Raw genomic sequence first — 17,226 nt, forward strand, 5'->3', positions numbered from 1 at the left:
AAAGGAATATAGACATGATATCTACTTATTCAAACGAGAAAGGGGTATGAAATGTCCAAAGTATCTATTATTAAAGGCATTGTTTCCGTTCCCATTGTTTTTGCTATGCTCGCAGGATCTTCTGTTACAAATGCTTCATCTGGTGAGCCAATGCCCGCAACATATGCAACTATTTCAGCAAATAAAGTATTTTATGAACAGTTGAATTTTAAAGACAAGGAAGATTTCAAGGATGCACATAAAGGGTTCATTGCACCCTTGAATATGAATCCAATAAAAAATTCAAAAGGTGACGTAGTATGGGATAGTAAACGATATTCATTCATCAAAGAAGATCAGCCGGCAAGTAATACTGTAAACCCTAGCTTGTGGAGACAGGCACAATTACAAAATATAACAGGCTTATTTAAAGTGGTAGATGGCGTTTATCAAGTTCGGGGTCAAGATTTATCAGTGCTTACCATTGTGGAAGGAAAAACAGGATTAATAGTTTTGGATACACTTTCTACAATTGAAACGGCCAAAGCAGCGATGGATCTTTATTTTGAACATCGATCCAAAAAACCGGTAAGTGCCATTGTTATTAGTCATAGTCATGCGGATCACTTTGGTGGTATAAAGGGCATTGCTCAGTACGCTGAAAATCCAGCTAAGGTGCCCATCATTGTTCCCGAAGGTTTTAACGATGAAGCGCTAAGTGAAAACATTCTTTTAGGTAATATAATGTCTCGCCGGGCAGGTTATATGTTTGGAAATCTTTTACCCGCAAATGAAAGAGGGTTTGTTACTTCTGGTATTGGACCGGGATTAAGTAACGGAACTTTTAGCTATTTACCTCCAACAATGGAAGTAAAGGATGAGATTCAAACGGTGGAAATAGACGGAATAACTTTTAAGTTTTTATTGACGCCGGATTCAGAAGCTCCATCTGAGATGCATTATTACATCAAAGATTACAAAACTTTAGTGGTAGCCGAAAACACGGGACACACGTTACATAACATTTATACATTAAGGGGAGCTAAAACTAGAGATACCTTAAAATGGGTGAAAGCACTTGATGAAACAGTCGATCTGTTTGGAAATGAAGATATAGATGCCATGGTTACCGCTCATACATGGCCCATATGGGGAAAAAACCATGTTCTGGAGCAGTTGGAAAGTCAGCGTGATTTGTATAAATATATTCATGACCAAACGATACGATTAGCTTATTTAGGACTCACACCTGATGAAATCGCGGAAAAGTTGAAGCTTCCTGAAAAGTTGGATAAAGTTTGGGCCAATCGGGGGTATTACGGAACATTGAAACAAAACGTAAAAGCGGTGTACAACTTTTATTTAGGATATTTCAACGGTAATCCATCCGACTTGGATACTTTACCACAAGAAGAATCGGGCGCTAAATATGTGGAGTATATGGGTGGGGAAAAGAAGGTCATTAAACGGGCAAAACTTGATTATAAAAAAGGGGAATATCGCTGGGTGGCTCAAGTTTTAAAGCATGTAGTCATGGCTAACCCCAAAAATACAGAAGCAAAAAATTTACTGGCTAATGCTTATGAACAATTAGGTTACACCGCTGAATCCTCTGTGTGGCGTAATTTCTATCTTACCGGCGCAGATGAGTTAAGGAATGGAGTGGCAGACACGAAAGGAACTGGCGGAATGATGAATCTCGATACGCTGCTCAATATGCCAATGGATGATTTCATGAAATTCTTGTCCATTAAGTTAAATGGAACAAAAGCGGAAAATAAAATTATGACATTCAATTTGACATTTACAGATTCGAAAACCAATTACATGTTTGATCTGGATAATTCTGTATTGAACTTCGAAAAAGGGAAAATGGCGTCCAACCCTGATGCAACATTAACATTAGATAGTATGACCTTTTATCAGATTGCTCTAGGACGTGAAGATTTATCCAAAATGGAAGCGGCCGGTAAAGTTTCCATTTCCGGTAATAAAGAACAGTTCGAAGATTTCCTGTCTTTGCTTGATCAATTTCAACCGAAGGTCAATATCGTTACTCCATGATAATCAATTACTTTATAGCATGATGGATCAAGTGACCAATGTTTCTACCCGCGAGTCTACTTATTAGTCCCGTGGGTTTGAATGTATCTAATAATCTTGTAGGCATTCCAGTTTCGTTTTTTTAAATCATTATTGTCTTTTAATGAAAAAACGCTCCTAATAGTCACAGAACAAAAATCAATAAGTGAAAAGTAAATTTTCAGTCTTGGGCATTTTGAAAGGGATTGTAAGCGCTTCCCTTATATATTCAAAAGTTTTGTGAAAATCTAAAAAATGGAGTGATGAGGAATGCAGCTGTATGCAAGTAAGAAACGAAAATTAGTGATCAGCGGCCTTTTATTTGTTGGAATGATTTTAAGCTTTTTTGATCGCGTTGCCATTAATGTCGGAATTATTCCCATTGCAGATGAGTTTCATCTCAATACGTCCCAGACAGGGTTTTTAATTAGTATATTTTTTGTTAGTTACTCGCTCATGCAACCGCTTGGCGGATGGATGACCGATAAATATGGAGCAAGGGTCATGGTTACTGTTTCTTTGTTTAGTTGGTCACTGTTCACTGTTATGTCCGGGTTTGCTTGGTCTTTCATGTCTTTATTATTCATTCGTTTTCTGTTCGGGTTAGGTGAAGGGCCTTTCTATCCTGCCAGTATGTCCACTATAAGAAATAACTTCCCGGAAGAAGAACGGGGCCGGGCAAATTCATTTTTCCTGTCTGCCCAGAATATTGGAGGGATATTAGGTACCGCTCTTGCCGCTTCGATGGTTGTAGCTTTCGGTTGGCGGGGCATGTTTACCATTGCCGGGATTCTAGGGATATTAATTTCTTTCGGTATTTGGTTCATTCTAAAGCCTCAAGGAACTCAGGTTAAAACAGACAATCCGAAACAAAAAAAGGTAGCTCTGAAACTATTATTTAAAATCGAAAATATTTGGAAACTTATAACTTTCAAGTTTATCTCAAATATTATCAACTATGGTCTGATCACTTGGATGCCTATATATTTGGTTAAGGAAAAAGGGGTTGATTTAATAGCCGCCGGGGGTTTATTGGCAATCCCTTATGTTTTTGGTTTCTTGATGTTTAATGTAAGCGGATGGCTTCTGGATAAGCATATGGCTAACCGGGAGAAGTATCTTGCTGCTGCAGGAGCTTTATTATCGGCAATTTTTCTCTTTTTAATGTCTAACGCCACATCCATAGCACTTTTCATCACTTATCTCACTCTTAACTCCATAGCGCTGTCTTTCTTTGGAACCGTTCTATATACGATTATCATAAAATACTCACCAAAGGAACTTACGGGCTCTGCCTCCGGACTCGTAACTTTTGCCGGTCAAATTGCAGGTGCGGTTTCTCCTTTAGCCCTAGGTTTGATTATCAGTTTGTTTAATGACTCCTATGACGCAGCTTTCCTGTTTTTGGTGATAATGGCGTTGTTGGGAACGGTTGTTGCCGTTTCTATTAAAAATAATCGGGCACAACCCGCTAAAGAATACGAAAAAACAACTACCATTGTATGAAACCGGCACTCTGCTTTTGAGGAGACAGTTCGAGGGGGCCTGAATCTCCTTCTCTAAAATTGAAAGGGCTTTCTGTTCGAGGTATGATATGGGTAATAGGCCAGAAGGAGAATGAACCATGAATATTGAACAATTGGAATATATAATAAAAGTGGCCGAGGTAAACTCGATTTCCATGGCTTCAGAGAGCCTCCATATCTCTCAATCTGGAATCAGCATGGCCATTACCAGTCTGGAGAAGGAATTAGGTATAAAAATCTTTAAGCGGTCACGGTTAGGAACCATACCTACAGAGGACGGAAAGGAAATCATCCAGAAAGCTCTTGAAGTATTAAGCAAATTGGAAGAAATAAGAGACAGTGCGCAAATACATTCAGATACGATGGAAAAAGAGTTACGCCTATCCTCTACACAAGGTTTATTTCTTACGGTTTTGCCTAAATCATTGGCATTATTTAAGAAGAAGTATCCCAAGGTGAAAATCGTGATTGAAGAAAAAGGGGGACAAGAGATAACCGAAGAAGTACTGAATGCTAAGATAGACATCGGGCTCTTGAATATTCCAAAGATTAAGCCAAAAGAAAATGAGTTGGAATTTCAACCTTTAATGGAAGCAAAAGTGATTGTGTCGGTCAGTAAGAATTCCCCTTTAGCCAACCGTAAAAGCATAACCCCACAAGAGCTAATGGACCAAAATCTGGTCGTTTACAATGGACCAAGGATGAAGGCGTTCATCAAAGGTTTTTTCGATCATTACGGTGAGATGAATATTTTGTTTTTCACAAATAATACAGAAATCATCAAAAAAACCGTCGCTGAGGGATTAGCTATTGCCTTTTCCTATGATATTGGAGTGAACAGTGACCCCTATTTCCTAAGCGGGGAACTTGTGGCCATTCCTTTGGTTGAGCTAGAAAATAATACAATGGAATTCGGTTATGTTCGCTCTAAGAAGCAGTATTTTTCAAAAGCTGCCAGAGAGTTTATAAAATGTCTCGAATTCTATACTGCTCTTAAATATTAGTTTCCCATGATGAAGGGAACTAATATTTTTTTGTGTTTTTTTACATCAATTTTTCTTATGTGTATATCATATTTCATTATTTTACTTAAATATTATTTACCTTTAAGATTATTTTTATAACATTTTAAATATTTGAACAGTTTGACAAAACCAAGAAATGAAAGGGGAAACTTATGGTAACAACGCAGGAAGAGAAATTAGAGGTACTTCAAACAAAGTTGCAGGCTTTCATTCAAGATGAATTGCTTCCATTTGAACAGGAGCATGGATTGAACGCTGAAGAGGATATCCCGATGGAAGCCATACGATGGGCAAGAAAACGATCCAGGGAATTGGGTTTTTACGGAATTAACCTCCCTGAAAAGTATGGTGGACAAGATGTTAGCTTAAAAGGATTATGCATGTTCAAGGAAGAATTGGCCCGTTCCGGAGCAGTGTTATGGGGGCAGGTTATCGGCGAGATTGGCGGGCCGCTAAGAATTGGTCAGATGTTGGAAAGCTTTACAACGGAGCAAATAGAAAAATATGTGATGCCCGTCGTGAAGGGGGAAGCGAGCTGCTGCTTTGCCCTTACAGAACCAAATGCCGGATCGGACGCCTTTGCTATCGAAACAACAGCCGTTAAAGACGGAAATGATTATATATTGAATGGAAAAAAACATTTTATCAGTGCTGCACCCTATGCTGATTTCGCCATTGTCATAGCGAAAGAATCTCAGGAAGGAGAGAAAGAAAGAATCACTGCTTTCCTAGTAGATAAAAAAACACCCCAACATTCGGGGTTCGAACTAGGAGACATTCAAGTTCCCCTATCAGGAGAGCGCATACATGCTGAATTGAATTTCAATCAATGTCGAGTGCCTGCCGCCAATATTATCGGAGAACCAGGAAAAGGGTTGCTGCTCGGATTGAAGAGAATAAACACAAATCGCGCTTCCCATGCGGCCGGCTTTATCGGAATGGCTCAACACCTTCTCAATTTATCTATTGAGCATGCTAAAACGCGAGTCCAGCACGGCCGGCCCATTGGTGACTTCCAGGCAATTCAGCATATGCTCGCAGAAATGGCGACGGAAATCTATGCAGCAAAGTGCATGGTCTATGATGTGGTTGAAAAAATTGATCAAGGAAAAGAGGATCGCGCCGGCACATCCATGGCAAAGCTATTTGCTTCAGAAGTAAATAGTCGTGTGGCTGACAAGGCCATCCAAATCTTTGGCTCCAAAGGCCTTGTAAAAGGCCATCCTGTAGAAAAAATGTACAGGAGCGCACGGATGTATCGGATTTTGAGCGGAACCTCGGAAATTCAAAAAAATACAATTGCCAAAGCATTATTAAAAGGATAAAACCGAAGGAGGAAAAAATACATGCTGCATAAGTTGACATTTCAGTCACTGTTGAATAAAGGAATGAAACGATTCGGCGAACTGCCCGCAATTACCTTGTTGCCAACCGGGGAAACGATAACTTACGGCGAGTTATGGAAGAAAACAAACCTTATCTCTTCTTATTTACTTCGCTTAGGTGCAGGAAGGGGTGTCCGCATAGCGACCATCATTCCAAACAGCTTGGAAAGTGTGATGTTTGGTTTGGCCATCCAGCAATGTGGAGCTACCTTAGTGCCATTAAGTGAAAAACTGGGGAAACGAGAAATACAATTCATCCTTAAGGAAGCAAAACCAGAAGTGGTCATAATAGCTACAAAGACGCACTTTGATACCTTCTTTGAGTATTTGGAAGAAATGAATCAGGAAAATGTCCATGTCATTGGGCTTCCTGGCTTTGCTATTAATTATCCAGAGGAGTTTGAACGGTTTCAATGGCCCGATGAAATAAATGATTTAGACTTGCCATTAGCTGAAGCGGAAGACATTGCCCTTCTCTCATATACAGGCGGGACAACGGGTACACCAAAAGGCGTCATGCATACCCAGAAAGGACTCGGCGCCGCCATACTTTCTGCCGCTATCGAAGACCCACTTGACGACCGAGACCGAGTATTGCTAAGTACGCCTATTGTGCATTCAGCCGGTTCTTTACTTTGGAGATCCCTTGTTTCGGGCGTCCATGTCTATGTGATGGGCTCATTTGACGCTGCAGAATTCATACGGGAGATAAAGGAACATGAAATTACGACGACATTCATGGTACCGACCATGTTATACAGACTGCTTGATCAGACAAAGAAGATGGAATATGATATGAGCTCCATGCGCAATATTTTCTACGGCGCGTCACCAATTTCACAAAAGCGCCTTAAAGAAGCCTTTGAAGTATTCGGGCCTATCATGCGCCAGCAATACGGCATGACTGAATGTAATATTGTCATTACAAGACTATCGAAAAGCGCTCATGTATGGGCTTATCATAACAATTCGGAAATTTTGAAAAGTTGTGGAAAACCGTGCATTCTTACCGAAGTTCGACTGATCGATGATGAAGGAAATGATGTAAAACCTTACGAGCTTGGTGAAATTATCGTAAAATCGCCAGCGATGATGGCAGGTTATTATCAAAGACCTGATCTTACCCAGGAATACATCCGTGATGGCTGGTTTTACACTGGTGATATTGGCAAATGGGATGAAAGCGGTTACCTTTATATTGTGGATAGAAAGAAAGATATGATCATTTCAGGCGGGATGAACGTATATTCTTCAGAAGTTGAGCGGGTGGTGAACCTGCACCCTTCTGTTGCATTAAGTGCTTGCATAGGTGTTCCACACCCAGATTGGGGAGAAGTAGTGTGTGTCGTTGCATCACTGCAAGATGGATTGAACTGTACTAGTGAGGAATTAATTGATTTCTGCAAACAAAGAACCTCAAAGTATATGGTTCCTAAAGTAGTCTATTTTCTAGATAAGTTTCCATTAACGCCGATTGGAAAAATTGATAAGAAAGAATTAAGGAAGATATTTGCACAAGGTATTCTAACCATATAGGAGAGGCAGAAAAAAGGATATCATAAAAGATTTAATTTCAACATTGGGACCTACAGCAATCCTGAATCAGATAATTGCAAAATAAGCCTCGCACGTTAATCTGGAAACAGGTCGTGTGAGGCTTTTCTATATCCAGGTTGTTTTGATTAGGAATTTAAATAACGTTGCAGTGAATGTTAAATGAAGTGAGGATGAAAGATTATTATCTAAAGGAAATGATATTGAAATATTATATATTTCGATAGATTACACTAATTCATGAATGAAAAAAATAGAGTGTTAGGATATAATATATAATGGTATTGGAGATTCATTACGGAATTTCCTTTTTTTATGGCTTCATTTGTTTATCTCCTCAATGAATAGGGAAATAAATTATAGCTGTATATGTTTTTGTAATAACAATTAGCGTGAAGTAGAGGGGTTTGTTTTAATGGAGATCTTAGAAAATTTTATTAGTGAGGCAAATGATGTGTTATGGTCTTCCATATTGATCATCATGTTGATTGGATTGGGTCTTTATTTTTCCGTCCGCACGAAGTTTGTTCAATTCAGAATGATAAGGGAAATGTTCCGGCTATTAGGCGAAGGGGCCACTGCGGAAAAAAAAGGTGTGACATCCTTTCAGGCATTTTGTATAAGCACGGCTTCCCGGGTAGGAACGGGTAACCTTGCAGGTGTTGCAATTGCGATCACGACGGGCGGCCCTGGAGCCGTTTTCTGGATGTGGTTAATAGCACTGATCGGATCTGCTTCGGCTTTCATTGAAAGTACACTTGCTCAAATCTATAAGGTCAAGGATGGGGATGCATTCCGCGGCGGTCCTGCGTATTATATGGAAAAAGCATTGAATGCCCGCTGGATGGGCATCACTTTCGCTGTGTTGATTTCGCTGACATTTGGACTAGCTTTCAATTCGGTACAAGCCAATACGATTACAAGCGCATTCAACGAATCGTTTGGGATTGAAAAGTGGGTTACGGCTGTCATTCTGGCAATCGTCACGGCAGTCATCATTTTTGGCGGGATCAAAATGGTAGCAAAGGTCTCTGAGGTCATCGTTCCGATCATGGCAGGAGCCTATGTGATAGTGGCGTTGATTATCATCATCATGAATATTACGGAGTTACCGGGTGTTTTTGTTCTGATCTTTGAAAGTGCATTTAATGGCATAAAAGAAGTGGCTGGCGGAGTACTGGGAGCAGCCATGATGCAAGGAATCAAGCGCGGCCTATTTTCAAATGAAGCCGGGATGGGTAGTGCACCTAATGCTGGCGCGACGGCAGATGTCAGTCATCCCGTCAAGCAAGGCCTCATTCAGTCACTGGGTGTTTTTGTCGATACGCTCATCATTTGCAGTTCGACTGCCTTCATCATTTTGTTTTCAGGTCTTTATACATCGAAGGAAACGGATGGAATCGTCCTTACCCAAAACGCCCTTGGAACGGCATTGGGATCTTGGGCAGGTATTTTCCTTGCCATCATTGTACTGTTATTCGCTTTTAGCTCCATTGTGGGCAACTATTATTATGGAGAGTCGAACATTGGCTTCATCAATGAAAATAAGGTTTGGTTAAACATCTATCGTATCGCAGTCGTAGGGATGGTGATATTCGGTTCTCTTGCCTCACTGGATTTTGTTTGGGGATTGGCTGACTTGCTTATGGCCCTTATGGCCATTATCAACCTGATCGCCATAGCATTACTAGGGAAGATTGCATTTGCTGCATTGGCGGATTATCAAAAGCAAAAGAAAAGTGGGAAAAACCCTGTCTTCCATGTAAACAATATTAAAGGCTTGAAGAATGTGGAATGTTGGGGTGACCCATCCGATAATGTGGATGTGAAGAAGGAAGCCTAAGCTCTCAAAAAGCTTACAAGTAAAATCCTTGAAAGAGGATTTTACTCGTAAGTTTTTTTTTGCCTTTTTTTATCATTATTGAATATTGCTTCAGTTTTTACACAAAATACCTTTGTCTTAATACTGCTGTCAATGGATGATGGGAAAATTTAAAAACTAGGAGTGAAAAAAATGGATAGCAAGCAATCAAAAAATGAATCTTCAGAAATTGCCGGAAGAATATATGATGTTAGTGATTATAAACGGGAAGATAATTTATCTTCTGGACTGGCTACAACCCACGAACAAGTTTCGGATACTTATGCGGAAGGGGAGGTAAAAGCAGTTGTTGATGATGTGAACGGAAGAGATATTGAGCTTGCAAAAGAAAGAACTGAGGAAGAAAAGTAATGAATAATAAGATTTTTGGTTTTTAGGAACAAGAATGATCGCCTGCTATTTCAAAGATCCCCTAGCTTTTGGAAAGAGGAAACAATAGCTAGGGGATGCTTAATTAATAAATCCTTTCAGTCTCCAACATTTGAAGCAATTCTTCCTTCGTTCTTGGGAAAAGGTCCCGTTCAGACGGTTCCCTTGATTGAAGAAGGGCTTGAAACATTTCAAAAACCCACGGCTTCTCCAGATGTGCCTGCAGCAAAACGTCTTCATCATGGAAAACGGATACGGGATCCCCTTGGTATATGACCTTACCATCGTTCATGACAACCACTTCATCAGCCCATTGATATGCTAAATTAACATCATGAGTTGATAGGATTATCGTTTTGTCATGGTGGTGGATACTGTCTAGCAGAGCCATGATCTGTCTTGAGAAATAAGGATCCAATCCAGCTGTAGGCTCATCCAAGAGCCAGACATCAGGTTCCATGGCGAGTACCCCTGCAATGGCGACACGTTTTTTTTGCCCAAGGCTCAAAAAATGGGTGGGTCTGTCTTTAAGTTCCGTTATTTCCGTTTCAGCCATCGCCCAATTTACTTTCTCCTGGACTGCTTTTCTATCCCATCCTAAATTCATCGGTCCAAACGATATATCCTGTTGTACATTAGCGGAAAAGAGCTGCGAGTCGGGATCTTGAAAAACAATCCCGACTTGCTTTCGTAATGATAATAATGCTTTACGGTCATATTTCATTTTCTTGCCCTTAAATCTGATCTTTCCTGCCGTAGGTTGTAAAAGCCCATTTAAATGGAGGAATAAAGTCGATTTGCCGGCACCATTATTGCCTAGTAATGCTATCTTTTTACCGTGTTGGATCGTTAGCGAAAGGTCGTTTAAAGCAAACGTCCCATCCGCGAATTGATGTGTGAGGCCTTCTATATGAAAAATATGCTCGTACATTCTTGGGTTGCCTCCAATTTACAAATATTCATTAATAAAGATTAAGCTTCCTAGTATTACAATCGCGATCAGCCAATTGCGTGAGGAATAGGTGTAAGTATCCTCTATATAGGAAAGGTTCTCCTGATAGCCTCTTGCGTTCATGGCCATCGTCAAATGTCCAGAGCGCTGCAATACTCCTAAAAATAATGATGAGGTTAGTAATCCGAGAGATCGAATGCCTTTCATTAACGAACCATACCCCAGCCGTGAAGCTTGTGATTGGTGAATGGCCAAAGCCGTTTCTAAAAAAATAAAGATGAAGCGATAGGTCAATTCTATTAAATCGACCAATAAGGAAGGCACTTTAAGTTTTCGCATCACCGATAGAATGACGGTAATGGGTGTAGTTAAGGTAAGAAAATATAAACAGCTGATGCTGCCTAATACGACAGTGATCAAATTGATCACTGTTCCTATGCTGTCATCGCTGATGAATATTTGCCAGTTCCCGACCTTCCAGGACCACCATATATTCGAAAACGAAGTAAATTTGCTTGTAAAAGAAATAAGGATGGTAATTGTTCCTGATAGTATAAAAAATCCCGGTAATAGAAGTAATTTAAGATAATAAGAAAGCGGGATTTTTGCCGCAAAAATGATTAAAGCGCTCATCACCGTAAAAGTGATGAGCGAAACGGTCATATCCCTTACCGTTAACGAAAATAGCATAAGGGAGAGTGCAAAAACCATCTTTTCCAACGGATGTACATCCTTTAGCCCATTGAAATAGGCATATTTATCAATGAGTAACATGCTTCGATTTTCCGGGAATTTCCTGTTTGGTTTGTTTATTCCGTTGTCTCGTTACACCTATGAAATAACCAATGAAACCGGCTCCGATTGCAGCTTGCAGCGCAAATAATAAACTTTCGGTTTCCGCACCTGGCGGCTCCCAAATACTGTTGAACCATGGCTTGTATTCCGGCTGGATTTTGGTGATGGCTTTTTCAGCTTCTCCATCGGCACCGCCAAATTCCGTTCCTTGTTGGGTGATTAACGGTATGGTAGCAAGAACGACGACCAGGAAAAGCAACAGTAAACTTTTTTTCATGTTAACGGGCCTCCTTAGATAAAACTCGCAGCAATTTCAATTCGCCTAGATTGTATTTTTTTAAGAAATTCATCACGACGACTGTCAATAACCCCTCACTGATTGCCAAGGGAATTTGGGTCAGGGCAAAAATCCCTGCGAATTTACTGAAAGAGGCCATGAATCCTCCTACCTCGGATGGAAAAGCAAGAGCAAGTTGAATGGAAGTTACCACATAGGTTCCCAAATCTCCAAAAGCAGCAGCCAAGAACACGGCAAATGAAAAGGACCAACCTAATTTAGTTGCGCCCTTGAAGACGAAGTAAGCAATGAACGGTCCGCAAACGGCCATGGAAAATGCATTGGCCCCTAATGTCGTCAATCCTCCGTGAGCCAGTAAAACGGCTTGAAATAACAGAACGATGGAGCCAACGACACTCATGGCCAACGGTCCGAATAGAATGGAGCCCAAACCAACTCCGGTAGGGTGTGAAGAACTTCCCGTAACGGAAGGAATCTTTAGGGCAGATAAAATGAATACAAATGCACCCGATAAGCCAAGCATCATTTTTGTTTCTGGGTTTTCCCTTACTTTGGATCTAATGGACCGGTAACCCAGGATTAAAAATGGGAGCGTCACGGCCCACCAGAATATAGCCCATTCAATGGGTAAAAAGCCCTCCATGATATGCATGGCCATTGCCCGTTTTGGGACGAAAAGCAGTAAAATGACAAAATAAATGGTCTTCCAATTGGTTCTTTTCATTCTTTCTCCTTTCAAAACTTTTAATTTTTCTGATCAATCTTGAGAAGAAAGGCGCGCCCAACATAAAAAGCACTTCTCTCAAAGGAAAGAAGTGCGTAATGAACAGGAATTTTGCAGCATAAACCAACCATGGGCCTTTCTGCCTGATCCGCACACCCATCCTCGTAGGTTGAAACAGTTTCACGCTTCATGGCAGGTCTCCTGGCTTTGGTTCATCATCCCATTACATCCTTCCCATCTCATTTGACAGTGGAATAGTTAAAGTAATAGGACTCCCCTTTACAGTGGCGGGACCGCTCCGGATTTTCACCGGCTTCCCTTTTAAGCTGAACTCCGAAAAATTCAACACCATAAAACTTATGTAATTATTTAGAAAATTCTCGTATAGTGTACCATAAAGAAATAATTCCAGCTACACTATCTTTTTTTTTTTTGACTAAATTTGTTGCAAGGAAAGGCTTGTTGACAGGATATACACTATTAAACTTTTCTAAACAGTCGGAATAAACTATTGAATTTTGATAAAGTTGTTATATGATAGATAAAGTTAGTTAGAAATGTATAATAAAACCAAATATTTCATTTTAAAAGTGCCCTTGTGTGAATAAGCAAGGGATAATAGGGAAATCGGTGAAAATCCGATGCAGCCCCCGCTACTGTAAACGCTGATGAAATTGTCGATAGCCACTGGCATTGTTGCCGGGAAGGGACAAGGTAAAATGAAGCGTAAGCCAGGAAACCTGCTTTTAAAATTGCATGATACTTTTCGGAGGGAAAGGTAGAAGGACTATGACGATTTTGGGAGATTGGGCATTCTTGCCTGGGGCTCCTCATCCATATAGTTTTTTTAAACCTTGACTCTTATGTTAAGGTTTTTTATTTTGCCTTTTCCCTGAACGCAGGAGGAAGAACATGACTACTTGGAACTTAATGGGTACAAATACACATCTGTTGATTTGTAATGGAAGCAGCTGTATGAAAAAGGGCGGGGAAGAAGTAACCCAGGCGATTCGCGATGAAATTACTTCCAAAGGACTGGACATGAAAATCCATACAACCAGGACACGGTGTAACGGAAGATGTAAGGATGCCTGCGTTGTGATTGCCTATCCTCAAGGAAACTGGTATCGAGTGGAGACACCTGATTTCGGTCGCCAAATTGTCAGCCATATCGATGATGGGGAGTTTGTTCCACAAATGATCTACCAATTCAATGATGGGGAAATGGCACCCAATCCAAATTTTCCTGCTCATACGGGTATTTCAAAGAACAAAGCGTGAAAGGAGATGTCTTAATGAGTACAAACGGTAAATTATTCGTCGTGGGCTTTGGACCAGGGAATTTTGAACACATTACCAAACGTGCTGTCGAAGCCCTTCAAGAAAGTGACTACATCATTGGTTATAAAACTTATGTTGAACTCATTCAGGGACTGCTTACAGATCAAACGATTATTAGTACGGGGATGACTGAAGAGGTATCACGTGCTCAGGAAGCAGTGAAACAAGCGGAGCTGGGTAAGAAAGTTGCGGTAATCTCCAGCGGGGATGCTGGAGTTTACGGGATGGCTGGGTTGGTTTATGAAGTATTGATTGAAAAAGGCTGGAAAGAAGAAACTGGAGTGGGCATTGAAGTCATTCCTGGCATTTCTGCAATAAACTCTTGTGCATCTTTACTTGGGGCACCAGTCATGCACGATTCGTGTACAATCAGCCTCAGTGATCATTTAACTCCTTGGGAACTGATCGCTAAAAGGGTTGAAGCAGCTGCAATGGCAGACTTTGTCATTGCCCTGTATAATCCGCGCAGCGGCAGGCGGACGAGGCAAATTGTTGAAACACAGAACATTCTCCTTCGCTACCGTTCGCCCGATACACCTGTCGGGTTGGTGAAAAGTGCATATCGAGATAGGCAGGATATTGTCATAACCAATTTGAAAGATATGTTGAATCACGATATTGGAATGTTGACCACCGTCATTATTGGTAATTCATCCACCTTTTTATATGATGACAAAATCATCACACCAAGAGGGTATCAGAGGAAATATACTTTGAATTCGGAAAAGCAACCATTGAAGCCGCATCAGCGTCTGCAAAAAGAAGCGGAACCGTGGGCATTAGATCAAGAAGCCTTCACCGAATCCTCTGGAGGAGTTGGATTACTTACAAAAGCACCTGAAAAGAAGCCAGCTTCCTTTGAAATGGCAATGGAAGCACTGTCAAGAGTCAAGGGGCAAACCGTTCAGCAATCCATTGAGCCGATCGTTCAGCAAAAAATGGAGTCGGTATTCGAACTTGCCGTTAGTCCAGGTGTGGCGAATAAACAATTCACTCCCAAACAAATGATGACACTTGCGGAAGTTGTCGGGGAAAAGGGCACGATGGAATACACGCCAAATCATAAAATCGTATTAAAGATTCCGACAATGGATCCGGAAGTCATTACGGGGAAATTGCAATCAGCAAACTTTCTATTATCACCGATTGGAGATGTACTGACATTAAAAGCATGTGATTTCTGTGATGGTGAAAAAACCGAATCCATTCCTTATGCGGATGAAATACATCGGGTGCTTGGCGGAATGAAAATGCCAAAGGAACTTAACATCGGTTTTAATGGGTGTGGGATGGCTTGTTATAGTGCTGTGATGGATGATATCGGGATTGTCTTTCGAAAAGGGAAGTTTGACTTATTTCTTGGAGCTAAACCGGTTGGAAGAACAGCCCATCCAGGTCAGCCTGTTGCGGAAGGCATTGAACCTGAACAGCTTGTTGAACTGATTATTGATATTGTCACGGAGTATAAGCAAAATGCCCATCCAAATGAGCAGCTTTTTAAATACTTCAAACGTTCGAAAAAGATACAGAATTTTTCTTATCAGGACATCGCTCCCAAGATAAACATAGAGCCTGCGCCTTGTGAAGACTAATCAAGAGGGGGAAAATAAATGAAAGCAGTTTTGTTCGTAGGACACGGAAGCCGCTTGGCTTCGGGAAACGAAGAAGTCCTTCATTTTATTGAAAATATGATTCCGGCATTGGATGGGCGCTTCCTTATAGAAACGTGCTTCTTGGAATTTGCGGCACCGAATATATCCAAAGGCATTGATAATTGTGTAAAACGAGGGGCTTCTGAAGTTATCGTCATACCGATCATTTTGTTGCATGCAGGACATTCGAAATTACATATCCCAGCTGAAATAGAGGATGGGAAAACAAAGTATCCAGAAGTGAAATTCACATATGGCCAAACGATCGGGGTCCACCATGATATATTGACAATCCTGACAGACCGTCTTGAGGAAGCGGGATTCGATACAGCTTCTGAACAGGCTGAGACAGCAATATTGCTGATTGGCCGAGGTGGCAGTGATCCTGATGCAAATAGTGATATATATAAAATTTCACGATTATTATGGGAAAAATTGAACGTAAAATGGGTCGAAGCATCTTTCATGGGTGTAACGGACCCGCACGTTGACGAAGGTATTGAACGATGCATCCGCCTAGGGGCAAAAAAAGTAGTGATGCTGCCATATTTCCTCTTCACAGGGGTGTTGATGGAAAGAATGGAGGATATGCTGAAAGGCTATCAAGAGCAATATCAAGATCAAGAATTCATTTTGGCGAAGTATTTTGGATATCATCCAACATTACAGAACATTCTGCAAGAACGTGTAATTGAAGCTAGTGAGGGCAGATCAAGCGGGGCACGTGATTTGGAAAACTATCGTAAACATGTCGAGGAACATGGACATGCCCACCATCATCACCATCATGACCACGATCACGATCACCATCATGATCACCATCATGATCACGATCACGACCATAATCATGATCACGATGGGCAAGTGGCGGGGACGTCAAAATGATTTTGTTTTTGGCGGGTACAAGTGATGCAAGGGAATTAGCGATTGAGATGCAGCAGGTGGGATTCAAGGTTTTGGCAACTGTTGTAACCGAATCGGCGGCCAAAAGTTTGCAAGATGCAGGCATATCCACCCGGATTGGCCGCTTAACTGCAGAGGATATGACATCTTTAATTTCTGAAAAAGGTTTTCAGGCTGTAGTTGATGCAAGTCACCCATTTGCCGAAGAAGCATCCAAGAACGCCCTTAACGGAGCAAAGGCAGCAAATGTCCCTTATATTCGTTATGAGCGTGAAAGTCAACGGTTTCAGAATGATAAATTGATAGTTGTCCGTGATTATGAGGAAGCTGCCAAGCTTGCCGCTGTGAAACGGGGAGTCATCATGCTCACGACAGGAAGTAAAACCTTGGCCGTGTTCGCAAAAGAATTGGTAGGGCTAGAGAATACAAGAGTCATAGCGAGAATGCTGCCGCGCATGGACAATATGGAAAAATGTGCGCAGCTGGGCATTGAACAAAAAAATATCGTTGCGATTCAAGGGCCATTTTCCAAAGAATTAAATAAAGCTCTATATGAACAGTATGGCGTCACTTTGATGATTACGAAAGAAAGTGGCAAGGTCGGTGCGGTTGATGAGAAATTGGAAGCAGCATTGGAATGTGGAATAGAGACGATCATGATATCGCGACCGGATGTTGACTATCAAAATGTTCATTCCAGTTTTGATCATGTCATCGCCGAGTTGAATAAACAACTAAATGAAAAATAGGAGGAATGCA

The 17,226-nt window shown here is 41.0% G+C and carries 16 protein-coding genes and 2 riboswitches; of the genes, 11 read left to right on the forward strand and 5 right to left on the reverse strand.

Annotated elements, in window-relative coordinates; all coding sequences use genetic code 11:
- Window positions 1-51 precede the first annotated feature (51 nt).
- From JNUCC41_RS20140 to JNUCC41_RS20170, 7 genes are all read left to right on the forward strand, one after another.
- Window positions 52-2,043 (forward strand): alkyl/aryl-sulfatase, encoded by a 1,992-nt coding sequence (locus JNUCC41_RS20140; protein WP_192204521.1) that lies wholly within the window; start codon window positions 52-54, stop codon window positions 2,041-2,043.
- Window positions 2,044-2,331: 288 nt separating this feature from the next.
- A complete protein-coding gene (locus JNUCC41_RS20145) occupies window positions 2,332-3,567 on the forward strand; it encodes an MFS transporter (protein WP_192204522.1) in 1,236 nt (411 codons plus the stop codon).
- Between the two features lie 118 nt (window positions 3,568-3,685).
- Window positions 3,686-4,591, forward strand: coding sequence for a LysR family transcriptional regulator (locus JNUCC41_RS20150; protein WP_192204523.1), 906 nt, complete (start codon window positions 3,686-3,688; stop codon window positions 4,589-4,591).
- A gap of 173 nt (window positions 4,592-4,764) precedes the next feature.
- Window positions 4,765-5,937, forward strand: coding sequence for an acyl-CoA dehydrogenase family protein (locus tag JNUCC41_RS20155; RefSeq protein ID WP_192204524.1), 1,173 nt, complete (start codon window positions 4,765-4,767; stop codon window positions 5,935-5,937).
- Window positions 5,938-5,958: 21 nt separating this feature from the next.
- On the forward strand, window positions 5,959-7,533 hold the full coding sequence (locus JNUCC41_RS20160) for a class I adenylate-forming enzyme family protein (protein ID WP_192204525.1): 1,575 nt from the start codon (window positions 5,959-5,961) through the stop codon (window positions 7,531-7,533).
- Window positions 7,534-7,966: 433 nt separating this feature from the next.
- Entirely contained in the window at window positions 7,967-9,394 is a 1,428-nt protein-coding gene (locus JNUCC41_RS20165; protein ID WP_192204526.1) for an alanine/glycine:cation symporter family protein, read from the forward strand.
- A 171-nt stretch (window positions 9,395-9,565) separates the two neighbouring features.
- Window positions 9,566-9,784: a YozQ family protein gene (locus JNUCC41_RS20170; protein ID WP_192204527.1), complete on the forward strand. Its 219-nt coding sequence runs from the start codon at window positions 9,566-9,568 to the stop codon at window positions 9,782-9,784.
- A 103-nt stretch (window positions 9,785-9,887) separates the two neighbouring features.
- Here the strand turns inward: JNUCC41_RS20170 and JNUCC41_RS20175 are convergent, their stop codons facing one another.
- The 5 genes from JNUCC41_RS20175 to JNUCC41_RS20195 all read right to left on the reverse strand — a co-directional run bounded on the left by JNUCC41_RS20175 (window position 9,888) and on the right by JNUCC41_RS20195 (window position 12,762).
- Window positions 9,888-10,733 (reverse strand): energy-coupling factor ABC transporter ATP-binding protein, encoded by an 846-nt coding sequence (locus JNUCC41_RS20175; protein ID WP_192204528.1) that lies wholly within the window; start codon window positions 10,731-10,733, stop codon window positions 9,888-9,890.
- An 18-nt stretch (window positions 10,734-10,751) separates the two neighbouring features.
- Window positions 10,752-11,528, reverse strand: a complete 777-nt coding sequence (gene cbiQ, locus JNUCC41_RS20180) for a cobalt ECF transporter T component CbiQ (RefSeq protein WP_192204529.1) — start codon at window positions 11,526-11,528, stop codon at window positions 10,752-10,754.
- Entirely contained in the window at window positions 11,515-11,826 is a 312-nt protein-coding gene (locus JNUCC41_RS20185) for an energy-coupling factor ABC transporter substrate-binding protein (RefSeq protein WP_192204530.1), read from the reverse strand. Before JNUCC41_RS20185 ends, cbiQ begins: the two co-directional genes overlap by 14 nt.
- Window position 11,827: 1 nt before the next feature.
- Window positions 11,828-12,571, reverse strand: coding sequence for an energy-coupling factor ABC transporter permease (locus JNUCC41_RS20190; protein WP_192204531.1), 744 nt, complete (start codon window positions 12,569-12,571; stop codon window positions 11,828-11,830).
- A 20-nt stretch (window positions 12,572-12,591) separates the two neighbouring features.
- The gene (locus tag JNUCC41_RS20195) at window positions 12,592-12,762 is read right to left on the reverse strand and encodes a hypothetical protein (RefSeq protein ID WP_179086154.1); all 171 of its coding nucleotides are present in this window, start codon (window positions 12,760-12,762) and stop codon (window positions 12,592-12,594) included.
- A riboswitch (cobalamin riboswitch) is annotated at window positions 12,746-12,939 on the reverse strand. Its footprint overlaps the gene before it by 17 nt.
- 203 nt (window positions 12,940-13,142) lie before the next feature.
- A riboswitch (cobalamin riboswitch) is annotated at window positions 13,143-13,333 on the forward strand.
- Window positions 13,334-13,483: 150 nt separating this feature from the next.
- On the opposite strand from JNUCC41_RS20195, the gene JNUCC41_RS20200 reads away from it, so the two are divergent.
- The 4 genes from JNUCC41_RS20200 to cobK are packed head-to-tail and all read left to right on the forward strand — an operon-like array spanning window position 13,484 to window position 17,216.
- On the forward strand, window positions 13,484-13,852 hold the full coding sequence (locus JNUCC41_RS20200) for a (2Fe-2S) ferredoxin domain-containing protein (RefSeq protein ID WP_192204532.1): 369 nt from the start codon (window positions 13,484-13,486) through the stop codon (window positions 13,850-13,852).
- 14 nt (window positions 13,853-13,866) lie between these two features.
- On the forward strand, window positions 13,867-15,504 hold the full coding sequence (gene cobJ / locus JNUCC41_RS20205) for a precorrin-3B C(17)-methyltransferase (protein ID WP_192204533.1): 1,638 nt from the start codon (window positions 13,867-13,869) through the stop codon (window positions 15,502-15,504).
- A gap of 18 nt (window positions 15,505-15,522) precedes the next feature.
- Entirely contained in the window at window positions 15,523-16,449 is a 927-nt protein-coding gene (locus tag JNUCC41_RS20210; protein ID WP_192204534.1) for a sirohydrochlorin chelatase, read from the forward strand.
- Complete coding sequence (cobK, locus tag JNUCC41_RS20215; RefSeq protein WP_192204535.1) at window positions 16,446-17,216, forward strand: precorrin-6A reductase; 771 nt, start codon at window positions 16,446-16,448, stop codon at window positions 17,214-17,216. The genes JNUCC41_RS20210 and cobK overlap by 4 nt, the downstream gene beginning before the upstream one ends.
- Window positions 17,217-17,226: the final 10 nt, after the last annotated feature.

The sequence above is a fragment of the Brevibacillus sp. JNUCC-41 genome (genome assembly GCF_014844095.1).
Lineage (GTDB): Bacteria > Bacillota > Bacilli > Bacillales > DSM-1321 > Peribacillus > Peribacillus aracenensis.